Source organism: Marinobacter sp. M-5 (assembly GCF_032911545.1).
Taxonomy (GTDB): Bacteria; Pseudomonadota; Gammaproteobacteria; order Pseudomonadales; family Oleiphilaceae; genus Marinobacter; species Marinobacter goseongensis.
This window is the reverse complement of the sequence record NZ_JAWJEK010000003.1, coordinates 131,518-147,852: the sequence shown is the minus strand read 5'-3', so window position 1 is coordinate 147,852 and position 16,335 is coordinate 131,518. Positions and strand designations below refer to the sequence as shown.

13 protein-coding genes are annotated in these 16,335 nt (G+C 60.3%); 5 read left to right on the top strand and 8 right to left on the bottom strand.

From position 1 onward, the window contains the following. The first annotated feature begins 24 nt into the window (after nt 1-24). Nucleotides 25-912 (top strand): branched-chain amino acid ABC transporter permease, encoded by an 888-nt coding sequence (locus R0125_RS13740; protein ID WP_317238560.1) that lies wholly within the window; start codon nt 25-27, stop codon nt 910-912. A gap of 2 nt (nt 913-914) precedes the next feature. Continuing rightward, entirely contained in the window at nt 915-1,910 is a 996-nt protein-coding gene (locus tag R0125_RS13735; RefSeq protein WP_248182649.1) for a branched-chain amino acid ABC transporter permease, read from the top strand. A 51-nt stretch (nt 1,911-1,961) separates the two neighbouring features. On the opposite strand, the gene R0125_RS13730 is transcribed toward R0125_RS13735, so the two are convergent. The 6 genes from R0125_RS13730 to R0125_RS13705 all read right to left on the bottom strand — a co-directional run bounded on the left by R0125_RS13730 (nt 1,962) and on the right by R0125_RS13705 (nt 8,992). Then, nucleotides 1,962-2,783: an ABC transporter permease subunit gene (locus R0125_RS13730; RefSeq protein WP_248182650.1), complete on the bottom strand. Its 822-nt coding sequence runs from the start codon at nt 2,781-2,783 to the stop codon at nt 1,962-1,964. Next, nucleotides 2,776-3,675, bottom strand: coding sequence for an ABC transporter permease subunit (locus R0125_RS13725; protein WP_248182746.1), 900 nt, complete (start codon nt 3,673-3,675; stop codon nt 2,776-2,778). The genes R0125_RS13730 and R0125_RS13725 overlap by 8 nt, the downstream gene beginning before the upstream one ends. A gap of 34 nt (nt 3,676-3,709) precedes the next feature. Next, on the bottom strand, nt 3,710-4,828 hold the full coding sequence (gene potA / locus R0125_RS13720) for a polyamine ABC transporter ATP-binding protein (RefSeq protein ID WP_317238559.1): 1,119 nt from the start codon (nt 4,826-4,828) through the stop codon (nt 3,710-3,712). A gap of 3 nt (nt 4,829-4,831) precedes the next feature. Continuing rightward, nucleotides 4,832-5,938 (bottom strand): polyamine ABC transporter substrate-binding protein, encoded by a 1,107-nt coding sequence (locus R0125_RS13715; protein WP_317238558.1) that lies wholly within the window; start codon nt 5,936-5,938, stop codon nt 4,832-4,834. Between the two features lie 227 nt (nt 5,939-6,165). Further along, a complete protein-coding gene (locus R0125_RS13710; RefSeq protein ID WP_317238557.1) occupies nt 6,166-7,506 on the bottom strand; it encodes a diguanylate cyclase domain-containing protein in 1,341 nt (446 codons plus the stop codon). Between the two features lie 166 nt (nt 7,507-7,672). Then, nucleotides 7,673-8,992, bottom strand: a complete 1,320-nt coding sequence (locus R0125_RS13705) for a glycerophosphodiester phosphodiesterase family protein (protein ID WP_317238556.1) — start codon at nt 8,990-8,992, stop codon at nt 7,673-7,675. A 250-nt stretch (nt 8,993-9,242) separates the two neighbouring features. On the opposite strand from R0125_RS13705, the gene R0125_RS13700 reads away from it, so the two are divergent. Further along, a complete protein-coding gene (locus R0125_RS13700; protein WP_317238555.1) occupies nt 9,243-10,607 on the top strand; it encodes a glutamine synthetase family protein in 1,365 nt (454 codons plus the stop codon). 7 nt (nt 10,608-10,614) lie between these two features. Here the strand turns inward: R0125_RS13700 and R0125_RS13695 are convergent, their stop codons facing one another. Next, nucleotides 10,615-12,132, bottom strand: coding sequence for an aldehyde dehydrogenase (locus R0125_RS13695; RefSeq protein WP_317238554.1), 1,518 nt, complete (start codon nt 12,130-12,132; stop codon nt 10,615-10,617). 182 nt (nt 12,133-12,314) lie between these two features. Here R0125_RS13695 and R0125_RS13690 point away from each other — a divergent pair, with 182 nt between their 5' ends. Both R0125_RS13690 and R0125_RS13685 read left to right on the top strand, forming a co-directional pair. Then, a complete protein-coding gene (locus R0125_RS13690; RefSeq protein ID WP_317238553.1) occupies nt 12,315-13,598 on the top strand; it encodes an FAD-binding oxidoreductase in 1,284 nt (427 codons plus the stop codon). 85 nt (nt 13,599-13,683) lie between these two features. Then, nucleotides 13,684-14,544: a PA4780 family RIO1-like protein kinase gene (locus tag R0125_RS13685; protein WP_248182661.1), complete on the top strand. Its 861-nt coding sequence runs from the start codon at nt 13,684-13,686 to the stop codon at nt 14,542-14,544. A 6-nt stretch (nt 14,545-14,550) separates the two neighbouring features. Here the strand turns inward: R0125_RS13685 and R0125_RS13680 are convergent, their stop codons facing one another. Continuing rightward, nucleotides 14,551-16,176, bottom strand: a complete 1,626-nt coding sequence (locus R0125_RS13680) for a phytoene desaturase family protein (protein ID WP_248182662.1) — start codon at nt 16,174-16,176, stop codon at nt 14,551-14,553. Nucleotides 16,177-16,335: the final 159 nt, after the last annotated feature.

Genomic DNA, 16,335 nt, shown 5'->3' with positions numbered 1-16,335 from the left:
TGCGCTGCTTTTGGAGTTTGTAACATGACCGAGATTCTTGGAATCCCCACGGCCGTGCTGTCTGGCCAGTTACTGCTCGGGATCATCAACGGCTCGTTCTACGCGCTTTTGAGCCTTGGGCTGGCGGTGATCTTCGGCCTGCTCAAGATTATCAATTTTGCCCATGGCGCCATGTACATGCTGGGCGCCATGGTCACTGTCATCATGTTCGATGTCATGGGCGTTAATTATTGGGTGGCGCTGTTCGTCGCTCCCCTGATCGTTGGTTGCTTCGGTATGGCCATCGAGTATTTCTTGCTGCGGCGAATCGGCGGTCAGGATCACATATACAGCCTGTTGCTGACCTTTGGTGTGGCTCTGATGATCCAGGGCATCCTCACCAACATCTACGGCGTGTCCGGCATGCGCTACGCCATGCCGGAAGTGTTCAGAGGCGGGTTCCGGCTGGATTTCATGTACCTTCCCTATTACCGGGCCTGGGTCATCTGTGTTGCCCTTGTGGTCTGTTTCGGTACCTGGTTTGTCATCGAGAAAACCAAACTGGGTGCGTATCTGCGGGCAGGTACCGAGGATTCACAGCTGATGCAGGGCTTCGGTATCAACGTTCCGTTGCTGATCAGTCTCACCTACGGTTTCGGTGTCATGCTGGCCGCCTTTGCCGGCGTACTGGCTGCGCCTATCTACTCGGTTAACCCTGTGATGGGTTCCAACATTCTCATCGTGGTGTTCGCCGTGGTGGTGATTGGCGGCATGGGCTCGATTGCCGGTGCCATCATCAGCGGGCTGCTGATGGGTGTCATCGAGGGTCTGACCAAAGTGGTGTACCCGGAATTCTCCTCTGCAGTGATCTTTCTGGTCATGGTGATTGTACTGCTGATTCGCCCTTCGGGCCTGTTCGGGACGGAGGCGTAATCATGAGCAATTCCAAGAACCAGACTGAACTTCAGAAAACCATGCTGGGTCAGCTCAAGGCCAACCAACGCAAAAAAATGATCCTTAATCTGGTGGTGCTGGCGTTGCTGATATTCGCCCCTGCGGTGATTTACGCCACCTTCCTGATGAAGATCCTGTGTTTTGCCCTGTTTGCGGTCGCCTTTAACCTGCTGCTCGGGTTCACCGGCCTGTTGTCCTTCGGCCATGCAGCCTTCCTGGCTGCCGGTGGCTATACCACCGGTTACCTGCTGTCGAGCTATTCAGGGCTTACCACGGAAATGGGCATCATCGCCGGTACAGCGGCAGCCACCGTGCTGGGGTTCCTGTTTGCCATCGTGGCGATTCGCAGGCAGGGCATCTACTTTGCGATGATCACCCTGGCGTTGGCGCAGTTGCTGTACTTCGTGTTTGTTCAGGCGCCGTTCACCGGCGGTGAGGATGGGTTGCACGGGGTACCCCGTGGCCACCTGTTCGGCCTCATCGATCTGGAGAACAACGTTGCCATGTACTACTTTGTGCTGGCCGTGTTCCTTGGCGGTTACCTGCTGGTCCGGCGCATCGTGAATTCGCCCTATGGCCAGGTGCTTAACGCCATCAAGCAGAACGAGCCCCGCGCCGTGTCGCTGGGGTACAACGTTGACCGCTACAAGATCATCGCGTTCGTGATCTCCGCAGGCCTTGCGGGCCTGGCCGGCTCCATGAAAACCGTGGTCTTCCAACTGGCTTCCCTGAACGACGCCCACTGGCATATGTCCGGCGAGGTCATCCTGATGACCCTCCTCGGCGGAACCGGCACCCTGCTGGGGCCGGTGGTCGGTGCAACCTTTGTGGTGAATCTTGAGTATCAGCTGTCTCAGGGGCCGCTGGGAGACTGGGTAGATCCGATTCTGGGCGCGATTTTCGTGATCACCGTGATTGCTTTCCGGTCTGGCATCGTGGGTGAGGTGCAGAAATTTGTGAAAAAGAATCTCGGGTGATGCGATTTGCCACGTAGAGACTGGCAGCCGACTGGCTGCCAGTTTCAATGCTCAGCTCCCTGACATTTGTCGTTTTTCCCTGCGGCGCATCAGATACCACGCAATAAACGCGATCAGCGATACCGCCAGAATGATCAGTGCCGCCAGTGCGTTGATTTTGGGTGACACCCCCATGCGTACCGACGAGAACACCACCATCGGCAGCGTGGTGGCGCCGGGGCCAGACACGAAGCTGGCAATCACCAGGTCATCCAGTGACAGGGTGAACGCCAGCAGCCAGCCGGATACCAGCGCCGGCGCAATGACCGGCAGGGTGATCACAAAGAACGTTTTCAGGGGTGTGCAGCCCAGATCCATGGCCGCTTCCTCAATCGAGCGGTCCACCTCGCGCAGACGAGCACTGACCACCACCGCCACATAGGCGCTGCAGAAGGTGGTGTGAGCAATCCAGATGGTGGCCATGCCCCGGTCTGCCGGCCAGCCAATGGTTTGTGCCATCTGCACGAACAACAACAGCAGCGACAGCCCGGTAATCACCTCCGGCATCACCAGCGGCGCGGTGATCATGCTGGAGAGCAAAGTGCGCCCGGGCATACGCTGGAAGCGGGCCATCACGAACGCACACAGGGTGCCCAGGCAAACCGCCATGCTCGCGGAATAAAACGCAATCTGCAGGCTCATCCACACCGCCGAGAGAATCTGCTGGTCGCGGAACAGTTCGCCGTACCAGTGGGTGGAAAACCCGGCCCACACCGACACCAGCCGCGAGGCGTTGAACGAATAAACGATCAACACCAGCATCGGCAGATACAGGAACAACAGCCCCAGCACCAGCATCACTTTGGAAAAACTGAAGGTCCGTGACTTAACCATGTTTTTCCATCTCCCGGGCCTGGAAACGGTGGAACAGGATGATCGGTACCAACAACAGCGCCAGCATGACAATGGCGAGCGATGAGGCCACCGGCCAGTCACGGTTATTGAAGAATTCTTCCCACAGCACCTTGCCGATCATCAGCGTATCGGGCCCGCCCAGCAGTTCCGGGATCACGAACTCGCCCACCGCCGGGATGAACACCAGCATGGAACCGGCGATGATGCCTGCCTTGGACAGCGGCAGGGTGATCGCCCAGAACGTGGTCAGGCTGCGACAGCCCAGATCGGAGGCCGCTTCCAGAAGGCGCACGTCCAGCTTGACCAGGTTGGTGTAGATGGGCAACACCATGAAGGGCAGGTAGGCGTAGGCAATGCCCAGCACCACCGCAAAGTTGGTGTTGAGCATTTTGAGCGGCTCGCTGATCACCCCCAGCCACAACAGCAGATTATTCAGCAGCCCCTGGTTGCCGAGGATGCCCATCCACGCGTACACGCGGATCAGGAACGAGGTCCACGACGGCAGCATCACCATCAACAGCAGCACCAGCTGCATGCGGGCCGAGGCCCGGGCCATGGCATACGCCATCGGGTAGCCAATCAGCAAACACACCAGGGTGGCGATAAACGCGATCTTGACCGAGCCCCAGTATGCTGCGATGTACAGGCTGTCGGACAGCAGGAAGAGATAATTGCTGAAGTTCACCACCACCGACACAGTGTTGTCGACGAAAGAGAACACCGGCTGGTAGGGCGGAATGGCCATCACCGCCGAGGAGAAGCTGATCTTTAATACCAGCGCAAACGGCAGCAGGAAGAACAGCAACAGCCACAGGAACGGTATACCGAACACCACGCGCCGGTGGAACAGCAGGGCACGCACCCGCTCCATGAATGGAGTGGACATCAGCTTGTTGATCACGGCGTCAGTTCCACAGCAGGATAGGGCTGGAGGCTTCCCAGGACACAAACACTGTGTCGCCCCAGGTCGGCCGTTCACCGCGGCGCTCCACGTTGGCCATGGTGGCCTGCACCCGTTGACCGCTGGCCAGTTTGACGTAGTAGGAGGTGATATCGCCCAGGTAGGCGATGTTATCCACCGTGCCCTGGCTCCAGTTGGTGTCGCCCTCGGGCTTGTCGGAGGTGAGGTAGATCTTCTCCGGTCGCAGGGCCACCAGCGTGCTGGTGGTTTCGGCGGGCGTGGTCACACCCCGGTCGATGAACACCGGTGCATCCAGTGCGTTACTGGTCAGCGTGATGCTGTCCGCTTCGTCTTCCCGGATGTGCGCCTCGAAGATATTGACTGAGCCAATGAACTCCGCCGTCATGCGGCTGTTCGGGCTTTCGTAGATATCGATTGGCGATCCCACCTGGGCAATACGGCCCTGGGCCATGATGGCGATGCGACTGGCCATGGTCATGGCCTCTTCCTGATCGTGGGTGACCATCAGGCAGGTGGCGCCCACCTGCTCCAGAATCTCCACCAGCTCCAACTGCATCTCGGTGCGCAGTTTTTTGTCCAGCGCGCCCATGGGCTCGTCCAGCAACAGCAATTTCGGGCGCTTGGCCAGGGATCGGGCCAGTGCCACGCGCTGCTGCTGGCCACCGGACAACTGCTGGGGCTTGCGCCGGGCAAAGGACTCCATCTTGACCAGTTTCAGCATGGCTTCGACCCGGTCGCGAATCTCGCTTTTGGGGAGTTTGTCCTGCTTCAGCCCCATGGCAATGTTCTGCTCCACCGTCATGTGGGGGAACAGTGCGTAGGACTGGAACATCATGTTGGTGGGTCGCAGGTACGGGGGCAGGGCGGTAATGTCCTGGCCGTCCAGTACCACATGCCCGGCGTTGGGCGCCTCAAAGCCTGCCAGCATGCGCAGCAACGTGGATTTACCGGAGCCGGAACCACCCAGCAGGGCGAAAATCTCGCCCTTGTGGATGTCCAGGCTCACATTGTCCACGGCCAGCGTGCCGTCAAAGCTCTTGGAAATGCCCTGAATGCTGAGTAACACCTCCGCTTGCGCGGAGGTGTTGTGGCCGTTATCCACCCCTTAACGACCCGACTTGACGTTGGTCCAGGTGCGGGTCATCAGGCGCTGAACGCCCTGGGGCCGACCTTCCATGATGTACAGCTTCTTCATCACCTCATCGGTGGGGTAGATGCTGGTGTCGCTGAGGATCTCCGGATCCACAAACTCGTTGGCGGGCTTGTTGGGGTTGGCGTACCAGACATAGTTGGTCACGTCCGCGATGATGTCCGGGCGCATCAGGAAGTTCATCAGCTTGTGGGCGTTTTCCACGTTCGGCGCACCGGCCGGAATGGTCATCATGTCAAACCACAGCACCGCACCTTCCTTCGGAATGGTGTAGCGGATTACGTTGCCATTTTCCGCTTCTTCAGCGCGGGCAGCGGCCTGCAGGATGTCGCCGGAATAACCGGCGGCCACGCACAGGTCGCCGTTGGCCAGATCACCAATGTAGCGGGACGAGTGGAAGTAGGTAATGTTCGGGCGAATGGCCTTGATCACCTCACCGCCTTTCTTGATGTCGTCGGCGTTGACGCTGTTCGGGTCCAGGCCAATGTAGGCCATGGCCGCGCGCACCATTTCTTCGCCGGAATCCAGCATGGCGATGCCGCAGCCGCCGGCGGCCAGCTTGCCGGTCACTTCCGGATCGAAGACCAGGGCCCAGGAATCGGTCGGCGCGTCGTCACCCAGAACCTCCTGAATCCGGCCTTCGTTGTAGCCGTAGCCGTTGGTGCCCCACAGGTAAGGCAGGGAAAACTGGCTGCCCGGGTCGACTTTTTCCAGGTCGTCCATCAGGTCCGGGTTCAGGTTAGCCATGTTGGGCAGTTTGGTGGGGTCCAGTTTCTCGAACGCCTGAGCCGAAATCTGCTTGGCCACATAGTGGTTCGAGGGCACCACCAGGTCATAACCGGAGCGCCCGGAGAGCAGAGCCGCTTCCAGTATCTCGTTACTGTCGTAAACGTCGTAGATTACCTTGATGCCGGTTTCCGCGGTGAATTTCTCCAGCGTGTCTTCGGCAATGTAATCGGACCAGTTGTACACACGCACTTCTTCCGCCGCGACGGCAGAAGACGCACCCAGTGACACAGCAATAGCGGCGGCGAGCGCCTTAGGCTTACACAACTTCAACATCGGTGTTGTCCCTCACTGAAAAGGGATGGATACAAAGCGTGCAGGACGCACGCGGTGTTGTGCAGGTCTGCTGAGGGTGGCCGCAGTGCGGCTCCTTTGAGGCTTGTCCTGGAAACGGCGGTGAAGAACAGAGAGAACCCACCGTATTCGCGCGATATGTATCACGAGAATGCCCTGTGCGCTACACAAATTTCAGGGCAGGAGGTCGGGGGTTGTGCGTAGTCGCCCTAAACGACCGCCCTCGCCGCTGCCTGGTAAAAACACGTCTGGTTGGGCCCGGACTGTTTGGCCCTGTACATGGCCTGATCCGCGGCTTCCAGCAGGGCCACCGGAGTGTCAGCGTCTCCGGGATAGAACGACACCCCAATGCTGAGGGAGATATGAACCGGGCGCGGTCCCGTGCGGAAGGGCAGGGCGAGCGCATCGAAAATCAGGCGGGCAACGTGGGAGACATCGCTCTGATGTCGGGCACCCGTGAGAATCATGGTGAATTCATCGCCCCCCAGCCGGGCGACGGTGTCGTCCTCTCGCACACAGCCGGACAGCCGTCCCGCCACGTCACAGAGCACGCGGTCACCCGCTTCATGGCCGAGCGAGTCGTTGACGTCCTTGAAGCCATCAAGATCCATAAAAAGCACCGCGAGCGGCAGGCCGCTGCGCTTCGCGTGTTTGACCTCCTGTTCCAGCCGGTCCAGAAACAGCCGTCGGTTGGGCAGGCCGGTCAGCAGGTCATGATGGGCGTTGTGCCAGATTTTCTCTTCCGCCAGGGCCTGTTCGGTAATGTCGCGGAACATGCATACGGTGGCCTCCGTGTTGCCATCATCGTCCAGCACGGGCGCCAGCAGGTACTCGAATCGTTCACCCTGGCCAGACGCAAACGTGTGGACCAGTTTGCCGCGATAGGTGGACTTGCCAGAAGTCACTTTCTGTAGCCGGCGCTGGAACTGTGCGGCGAATGAAAAGCCGAGGTCGAAGACAGATTTTCCGATGATGGCCCCGGGCTCCAGGGCCAAAAGATCAGTGGTGGCGTCGTTGGCATAAATGAATGTGCCCTCTGCATTCAGCACACAGATCGGATCAGGTGATGCCACCAGCACGGCACCGAACAACCGGGTTTCCATCTCTTTTGCGGTGGTGTAATGCTCCAGTGATTCGGCAACGGCCTGATCTATGGCTTCATGAAAGCGGGTGAGGTCCTCAAGCTGTTGGCCTGCAACGGTCGGATATGCTCTGGTCCAGTGTGCCACTACGCTCGCGCGCAGGGCGCGAAACTCTGAAACGGTCTCCATCACACTGAAACCGCTGGTGTGCCGGTCTCCACCATGCACCTCGGCCCAGGTCTCCGTTTCTTTAACAGGGCCTTGACCTTTTGATTTGGCGGCCTGTTCACGCTCACTCTGATGTGAATCGAGATCGTCAGCAACCTCCAGGAGCATCAGCCTGGCGTGGTCCCGCAGCCCGGATTTGTCCATCCGTCTGGCATGGAGGATGGTTCTGGCGAACGCCTCCCAGTCCTGAAGGATCGGTTCAATGTGTGCCCGGATAAATTCTGCTAACCGTATTTCCATCTCCGCGGCCCTCCTGTGCCGGAGAAACGCCCAGGACGGGGTTCGTTTTTGAGATCCACCGGTGACTCCTCACGAATCATTTCTGACATGCGTGTTGGTCAGAGTCACACAGTGGTAACTGCGGTGTCGGTGCGCTGCCGCACCGAGCGGCGAGGGTGATCGTCGGTCAGCGACCCCGATCGGCAAGCCCCATGCAGTTGGCGTAGAAGGTGGTGGTTGCCGGCCAGTCCGAGAAAATGCCGATAACACCGACTTCACGGGCCAGTACATCAATCACCGTGTAAACATCACCGTCGTTGTTGATGGCGTCGGTGATGGTCTGGTGGTACCAGCCACCTCCGGCGGCCAGCGGGCCGCTGCGCTCAACTGTCCAGGCAATCAGATCCAGGCCTGCGGCTGAGGCGTTCCTGGCGTACTCCGAGGCAACGATTTCCTGGTGACTGTTCAGGGTCAGCATTTTCCACAGCGCCGGTGCCAGCACCTTCACCCCACGGGCAGAGAGGTTTTCCATCCATGCCAGAGATGCGTTCTCCGGCGTCAGCGGCGCCTGGTCCAGAAACACCGCCTGCGCGCCAAAACGGGGAGTCTCGTTGACCCAGAACAGTACGTCATCGAGCAGAAATGACTGGGGCCAGACGTCCCGGGGATTCACGCCGGCATCGATGTAGTCCTGGATCATCTGGCGGGCGTAATCCTGCTGGCTGTAATCTCCCTCAAAGGGCATCTCCACGACCGGCGTTTTCAGCTCCGGGGTGAACTTCACGCCCAGCGCCTTGAACAACTCGATGCTCTCCCGGTGGGTCAGCAAGGTGCCGCGGCTGCTGTACAGCTCGGTGCGCCAGTCGGCGATGCCCCTGAGGTAGTCCTCGGGCGTGGTGGCCATCGGGTTGAAGGCATCCATCTTGCCCTCCAGAGATTTGAACTCCTCAAGCGTGAGATCGCTGGTGCGGCATTCGGCCTGTGCTTCGGTCCCGGTGTCCGGATCCGCCGGCACAAACGGCTGGGTGCACTTGGCGTTCAGTGCCGGAATCGCGACGATATTGGTGGTGGTGTGAAGGTCGTTCTGGGCGTGGCGACAGACCAGTTCACGGTCTTTGGTGAAGGCTACGTCGCACTCAAGAATGCCCGCGCCCATCTGTGCTGCCGCCACGTAGGACTCAAGGGTGTGCTCGGGAAACTGCAGCGGCGCGCCCCGGTGACCAATGGAGAAATCCGTGGGTTTGAATTTTTTGCCCTGGCAGGACTGCAGTGTCTCTTTCAATGGGCCCTCGTCCATATCGCTCACCAGCCACAGGGGCCGTGGGCCCAAGTGGACCTGGCGTTTGCCGCGGTGGGGTTTGCCGTCGAGGTCTGGCCACTTGTTCTGCCAGTTCTCCAGGCCCGGTGGGGTCCAGCTCTTGCCCTTGTCGTGCCCGCCCGGGGCAGCCCCGGCGGCGGAGAAGGTCACGGCCAGCAGTGCCAGTGTCAGTAACGCATGTAATTTCATAACAAGCTCCCTATGCGATGAAGTGTACTGCATGCTCACTATCAGAGCAGGGCGTTACGTTGCCGTGACCGTTTGGTGACGAGAGGCCCCGACCGGGTAACGGTTTGGTACGTGGAAACCCTGCCGTTGCCTGCGCTTGTGGTATATCCCTATCTTGCAAATTGCCCCGGAAAACAGGATAAAGAAGCGTTGAACACCCCTGTGCCGGCTCCTCGCCACAGGCCTGTTTGAGTTGTGGAAGGCTTTTCTTATGGGTTCTGGTTTTGCGAGCGCCGCCGCGTTCCTTCAGGCGCACCCCGAACTGCAGTTTGTTGACCTGCTGATTCCGGATATGAATGGCATTGTTCGGGGCAAACGGGTGGACCCGTCGGCGCTGGCCAAGGTGTTCGAGCGGGGTGTGGCCATGCCGGCGTCGATCTTTGCGCTCAATATTCAGGGCACCACGGTTGAGGAAACCGGGTTGGGCCTGGACATCGGCGAGGCCGATCGCGTGTGCCTGCCGATCGCCGACACCCTCACCATGGAACCCTGGCAGAAGCGACCCACTGCCCAGTTACTGCTCACCATGTACGAGCTGGACCGGGATACGCCGTTTTTTGCGGACCCGCGCGTGGTGCTGCAGAACATCGTCAGGCGATTTACAGATCTGGGGCTGACCCCGGTGGCCGCCTTTGAGCTTGAGTTTTACCTGATTGATCAGGAAAACCTGGCCGGTCGCCCCCAGCCGCCGAAGTCGCCTATTTCCGGTAAACGCCCGGCGGGTACCCAGGCTTATTCCATTGACGACCTGGACGAATACGCGGAATTCCTGGCGGATGTTCTGGATGCCGCTCACGAACAGGAGCTGCCGGCCGACGCCCTGGTGGCGGAATCCGCGCCCGGTCAGTTCGAGGTGAATCTGCATTACGTGGATGATGCCGTGCAGGCCTGCGACCACGCCACCCTGCTCAAGCGTCTGATCAAGAATATGGCGTACGACCACGAAATGGACACCACGTTCATGGCCAAGCCTTACCACAACCAGGCCGGTAGCGGCATGCACTTGCATGTGAGCCTGGTCGACGGGGACGGTCGCAACGTGTTCGCCGGGGATGCGGAGCAGCCCAATGACATGCTGCGTTGGGCCATCGGCGGGCTGGTGGCCACCATGAACGACGCCATGGCGCTGTTTTGCCCGAACATCAATTCGTACCGCCGTTTCAGCCCGGAATACTACGTGCCCAGTGCCGCCACTTGGGGCGTGGACAACCGCACGGCATCCTTACGCCTGCCAGGCGGCGATCCGGAGGCTCTGCGTATCGAGCATCGGGTAGCGGGCGCCGATGCCAACCCCTATCTGTTGATGGCCGCTGTACTGGCGGGTATGCACTACGGCATTACCAACCGGATTGAGCCGCCGCCGGTCACCGTGGGTAATGCCCACGAGCAGCACGAAGCCACGTTGGTGAACAACCTGCGGGATGCCTTGCGGGAGCTGGGGCAGTCGCCCGTGATGGCCGAGTATCTCGGTAGTCCGTTCCTGGATGTATTCGTGGCCTGTAAGGAACACGAACTGAACGAGTTCGAGATGACTATCTCGGATCTTGAATACCTCTGGTACCTGCACACCGTGTAAGTATCGGCTACTCAATGAGCAGCCAGGTGGCCTTGAGCTCGGTGTACTTGTCGAAGGCGTGCAGGGACTTGTCACGGCCGTTGCCCGATTGCTTGAAGCCACCGAACGGGGCGGTCATGTCGCCACCGTCGTAATGGTTGATCCACACGCTGCCGGCGCGCAGTGCCTTGGCCACCTTGTGGGCGGTGTTGATATTTGACGTCCACACCGCGGCCGCCAGGCCATAGATGGAATCGTTGGCGATGGCCACGGCTTCCTCGGCGGTGTCGAATCCGATCACCGACAGCACCGGTCCAAAGATTTCCTCGGAGGCGATGCGCATGCCGTTGCTGACGCCGTCAAACACCGTTGGCTGAACAAACAGGCCACCGGTGTCCTGCATCACCCGCTGGCCGCCTTCCACCAGCGTGGCGCCCTCAGCCTGGCCGATGCCGATGTACTCGATGATGCGATCCAGCTGGGCCTGATCGACGATGGCGCCACAGGTCGTGCCCGGATCCAGGGGATGGCCGGGTCGCCAGGTGGTCAGGGCCTCACGGATCAGACCGATGAACTCGGCGCGAATGCTGTTTTCCACCAGCAACCGGCTGCCTGCGGTACAGACCTCTCCCTGGTTGAAAGCGATGGCACTGGCGGCTTCAGCGGCGGCTTTTTTCAGGTCCGGGGCATCGGCGAAAACAATGTTCGGGCTTTTGCCGCCGGCTTCCAGCCACACCCGCTTCATGTTGGACTGGCCGGCGTAGATCATCAGCTGTTTGGCCACGTTGGTGGAGCCGGTGAACACCAGGCAGTCCACGTCCATGTGCAGGGCCAGCGCCTTGCCCACGGTGTGGCCAAAGCCCGGCAGCACGTTGAATACCCCGGCGGGGATACCGGCCTCGTGAGCCAGTGCCGCGAGTCGAATAGCGCTGAGCGGCGACTTTTCCGAGGGCTTGAGGACCACCGAATTACCTGTGGCCAGGGCCGGGGCAATCTTCCACGCGGCCATGATCATCGGGAAATTCCAGGGCACGATAGCGGCAACCACGCCGATGGGTTCGCGGGAAATCATGCCGATCTGGTCATGGGGGGTAGCAGCGAGTTCGCCGTACACCTTGTCGATGGCTTCCGCGGTCCAGCGGATGGCCCGTGCGGTGGCCGGCACATCCACCGTGCGGGCGTGGGCAATGGGCTTGCCCATGTCCAGGGTTTCCAGCAGGGCCAGTTCGTCGCCGTGGGCGTCGATCAGGTCGGCGAAACGCTGCAGCACAGCCTTGCGTTGGGTCGGGGCCAACCGGCTCCACACGCCGCTGTCGAAGGCCTCTCTGGCGGCAGCAACGGCAAGGTCGGCATCGGCCTGATTGCAGCTGGCCACCCGGGTCAGTTCGCGGCCGTCCAGCGGGCTGATGCACGGGAAGGTTTCGCCTCCGCTCGCTGGTTGGTAATCACCGTTGAGATAGGCGCGATTCTCGAACGCAAGCTGGTTTGCCAGGGCTTGCCACCCGGCCAGGTCGGCGGGGGAGGCGGAAGGGTTGGTCTGGGTCATGGCTGCCTCGCAGGCAAGGGAATTGAGCCATCATAGCAGCACTTGCGGGGCCAATCCCGGTCTCTGATATAGGTAGAAGAACGTGTCTTCCCGAATGTTCGGGCCTGGCATAAACTGGCGTCGGCGGCCGCTGTTTCCGGCCGCCTCACGAACCTCTCCTGATCCTCTATGGCGCCATCCAAATGACCCAGCATCCACCGGTTCCGTCCTACTATGCCGCCTCGGCGAATCGGGCACCGATACGCCCGGCCCTGCAGGGCAGCATTGAGGCCGACGTCTGTGTGGTAGGTGCCGGTTACACCGGCTTGTCGACCGCACTGTTTCTGGCAGAGGCAGGTTTCCGGGTAGTCGTGCTGGAGGCGGTGACGGTAGGCTGGGGTGCGTCTGGGCGCAATGGCGGTCAGATCGTCAACAGTTTCAGCCGGGACCTGGATACCATCGAACGCCAGTCCGCCCCGGATCACCTGCGCTTGCTGGCAGAGATGGCCTTTGAAGGCAGCCGGATCATCCGGCAGCGGGTGAAGGATTACGGCATTCGCTGTGATCTGAAAGAAGGCGGTATTTTTGCTGCACTGAATTCGCGCCAGCTGGGGCACCTCGAATCCCAGCAGGCGCTGTGGCGTCGGTTCGGCTATGACAAGCTTGAGCTGCTGGATCGGAAAGCCATCCGCGACCGTATCGGCACCGATCGCTATGAAGGGGGTGCCATTGACCATACGGGCGGGCATATCCACCCCCTGAATCTGGCGTTGGGCGAGGCGGCTGCGCTGGAATCCCGGGGTGGTGTCATTCATGAGCATTCGGAAGTGATCAGGATTATCCCTGGCGAGCCGGCCACGGTGAAAACCCGGGACGGTGAGGTCAGGGCACAGTTCGTGGTGCTGGCGGGCAATGCCTACCTGGGCGGGCTGGTGCCGGAACTGGGGGCCAAATCCATGCCCTGCGGTTCGCAGATCATCGCGACCGCGCCACTGGACGACGATCTCGCTAATCGGCTGCTCCCCGCAGACAACTGTGTGGAGGACTGCAACTATTTGCTCGACTACTATCGTCTCTCCGGCGACAGGCGACTGATCTACGGCGGCGGTGTGGTGTACGGCGCCCGCGACCCGGCCAACGTCGAGCGGCTGGTGCGCCCCAACATGCTGAAAACGTTCCCGGAGCTCGGCCGTGTCAAGATCGACTACGCCTGGACCGGTAATTTCCTGCTGACGCTGTCACGCCTGCCGCAAATGGGTCGTCTGAACGACAACGTCTTCTACTCACAGGGCTGCTCCGGCCATGGCGTGACCTTCACCCACGTAGCGGGCAAAACTCTGGCGTTGGCCATTCAGGGCCAGGCCGAGCGCTTCGATGCCTTCGCCAGCCTGCCCCATTACCCGTTCCCCGGCGGGCGGGCATTGCGGGTGCCGTTTACCGCGATTGGCGCATGGTATTACGCGCTGCGGGACCGGCTCGGGGTGTGAGTGGGCAACGGGCGGACCTGCTGTCGGCATTGTGAAGCGGGAATGCTATGATCACCGCAATCTATGGTGTGTCTAAGCGAGTGTTATGAAAGTACCGAAGCGATTACAGCCCCTTGTCGATGATGGCATGGTGGACGAAGTGCTCTACCAGTTGATGAGTGGCAAGGAAGCGCAGGTGTACGTTGTGCGTTGTGGCGATATCCTGAGGTGCGCCAAGGTGTTCAAGGAGGCGCAGAAGCGCAGCTTCAAACAGGCTGTGGAATATCAGGAAGGCCGCAAGGTGCGCAACAGTCGGCGGGCACGGGCCATGAGCAAGAAAACCCGCTACGGCCAGAAGGAGCAGGAAGACGCCTGGCTCAATGCCGAAGTCGACGCGCTATACCGGTTGGCGTCGGCGGGCGTGAGGGTGCCGGAGCCCCTGGGGTTTGTAGACGGCGTGCTGCTGATGGAGTTGGTGGCGGACGAAGAAGGCAAGGCGGCACCGCGACTGGACGACGTGACCCTGTTGCCGGAGCAGGCCCGGGATTATCACGCCCAGATTGTTGCTGAGGTGGTCCGCATGCTGTCCGCCGGACTTATCCACGGCGATCTGTCGGAATTCAATGTGCTGGTGGATCGCAACGGCCCGGTGATCATCGATCTGCCACAGGCGGTGAATGCCGCCGGCAATAACAACGCGGAGCGCATGCTGGAGCGAGACGTTGATAACATGCGCCGCTACTTTGGGCGCTTTGCGCCGGAACTGCTCAAGACCGATTACGGCAAGGAAATCTGGGCGCTCTATGAGGCCGGCCGGTTGCACCCGGACAGCAAACTGACGGGGCGCTTCGAGCACAGTGACGTAGCGGCAAACGTCGATGAACTGATGGAAATCATCGACGCCGCCAAAGAGGAAGAGTGGGAGCGCCAGGAGCGCCGCCGTGATGCCGAAGAAGGCGACGAGTAACCGGGGTCAGCCCACGAACATCTTCTTCGCCAACGGCAATCCCTTGAGGCCACTGACCGCAACGGTGGCCAGCAGCCCACCGATCATCGCCCCGGCCACGCCACAGGTCATCACGTCCTGGCCCGTCAGGTACAGGCCGGGAATTCGGGTTTTGGGCTTTAGCCAGTCCTGCTCGAAGCGGCTCGGGGTGTGGTTCAGGCCGTAAATCTCGCCTTTGCTGTAACGGCAGAAATAGTCGGTGGACAGCGGCGTAGACAGCTCGTAATAATCCACCTTGCCCTCCAGGTGCGGGAACTTCTCGTAAAGCTTGGCCAGCAGTCGCTGCGCGTAAGCTTCTTTCAGCGCTTCGTAATCTTCGCCCCGCTTGCCCCAGGTTTTGTCCGCCCAGCTTTCATACCATTCGTAAGGCCCCGGAGCGACAATCTCAATCGTTGCCCGACCCGGATAGCGCTCGGCAAAGCTCGGGTCTTTGGCAGACGGAAAGGAGATGTAGGTCAGCGGAATGTCGGTATCTTCCGGCTTCACCATGAAATCGCTGACGTGCTTCTCGTAGTCGGGGCCCGGGTAGATCCAGTAATTGGTCTTCGGCAGTTTGAGGTTCTCAGCGGTATCCTGCAGCCCGATATACAAGCAGTTGCTGGCCATGGAGCGTTCCACGGTGGTCAGCTTTTGCTGGTAATAGTCCCGGTGTGGCGCGGAGTCCGGCAACAACTTGTTGAAGGTGTTGAACACGCCGGCATTGCTGATCACCAGCGGGGCGCGGACTTCTTCGCCGTCCGCCATGCGCACGCCGACCGCCTTGCCTTTCTCGATCAGGATTCCGGTGACGTCGGCGTAGGTAAACACCTCGCCGCCGCTCTGCTGGACTACCGGAATGATGGTCTTGGCCATCTCCGAAGCCCCTCCGATGGGGTAATACCCGCCGTAAAGGTAATGGCGTGCGATCAGGGCGTGGATGATAAAGCTGGATTCCGCCGGTGGCAGGCCGTTGTCACCCCATTGGCCGGTCAGCACGGCGATCAGGTCCTGATTGCTGGTCAGCCCCTCCAGCACCTCACGGGTGGGGCGGTTGAGGAATGACGGCGCGGCCCGGTTCACCAGCTTGCGCAGGGGGCCAGCGGCCAGATCCGGCAGCACCTTTCCGATGACCAGTCCCGGCATCGCCTTGGCCACCTTTTTAAGATAGATCAGATAGGTGTCGATGGCCTGCTCTTCATTCGGAAAGGCTTTGAGCAGTTCTGCTTTGAACTGATCAGGGCCGGCCACAAGATCCACATGGCGATCGCCGATGAAAATCCGGTCGAAGTGACTGTCCATCGGAGCCCATTTCAGTTGCCCGTCGGTGATGTGGTCGAACAGTCGCTTGGTCAGGGTGTGGTCTGCCCCCACATCGCCGATGTAGTGCACGCCCACGTCCCATTCATAGCCATTGCGGTCATAGCTATGGGTGAAGCCGCCGGCAGTGTAATGCTGCTCGAACACCGCTACTTTCTTGCCCAGCTTGCTCATGCAGGCGGCGGTGGTTAGCCCGCCAATGCCGGAGCCGATCACAACAGCGTCGTAAGGGCCGTCGAGGCGATTGGCGCGGTAGCGACGGCCGACACGGATGGTACTGGGTTTGGGGCTGCTCATAGTGTGCGGTCCTTGTGGTGTTGTGCGTAATCGGCGAGGGCGCCGTCCCTGAAATCGATTGACGACCGAATTCGTAACGGAAACGTGGTCAGCTGTTAAGGGGTTGGCTATGATTTATATCAACACAGTACACCCATTTCTGTCCCGCCCATTAAATCA

Bases quoted from the DNA above. Each gene is read 5' to 3' on its own strand.
- R0125_RS13740 (WP_317238560.1), top strand. From the start codon at position 25: ATGACCGAGATTCTTGGAATCCCCACGGCCGTGCTGTCTGGCCAGTTA.
- R0125_RS13735 (WP_248182649.1), top strand. From the start codon at position 915: ATGAGCAATTCCAAGAACCAGACTGAACTTCAGAAAACCATGCTGGGT.
- R0125_RS13730 (WP_248182650.1), bottom strand. From the start codon at position 2,783: ATGGTTAAGTCACGGACCTTCAGTTTTTCCAAAGTGATGCTGGTGCTG.
- R0125_RS13725 (WP_248182746.1), bottom strand. From the start codon at position 3,675: ATGGAGCGGGTGCGTGCCCTGCTGTTCCACCGGCGCGTGGTGTTCGGT.
- R0125_RS13715 (WP_317238558.1), bottom strand. From the start codon at position 5,938: ATGTTGAAGTTGTGTAAGCCTAAGGCGCTCGCCGCCGCTATTGCTGTG.
- R0125_RS13710 (WP_317238557.1), bottom strand. From the start codon at position 7,506: ATGGAAATACGGTTAGCAGAATTTATCCGGGCACACATTGAACCGATC.
- R0125_RS13705 (WP_317238556.1), bottom strand. From the start codon at position 8,992: ATGAAATTACATGCGTTACTGACACTGGCACTGCTGGCCGTGACCTTC.
- R0125_RS13700 (WP_317238555.1), top strand. From the start codon at position 9,243: ATGGGTTCTGGTTTTGCGAGCGCCGCCGCGTTCCTTCAGGCGCACCCC.
- R0125_RS13695 (WP_317238554.1), bottom strand. From the start codon at position 12,132: ATGACCCAGACCAACCCTTCCGCCTCCCCCGCCGACCTGGCCGGGTGG.
- R0125_RS13690 (WP_317238553.1), top strand. From the start codon at position 12,315: ATGACCCAGCATCCACCGGTTCCGTCCTACTATGCCGCCTCGGCGAAT.
- R0125_RS13685 (WP_248182661.1), top strand. From the start codon at position 13,684: ATGAAAGTACCGAAGCGATTACAGCCCCTTGTCGATGATGGCATGGTG.
- R0125_RS13680 (WP_248182662.1), bottom strand. From the start codon at position 16,176: ATGAGCAGCCCCAAACCCAGTACCATCCGTGTCGGCCGTCGCTACCGC.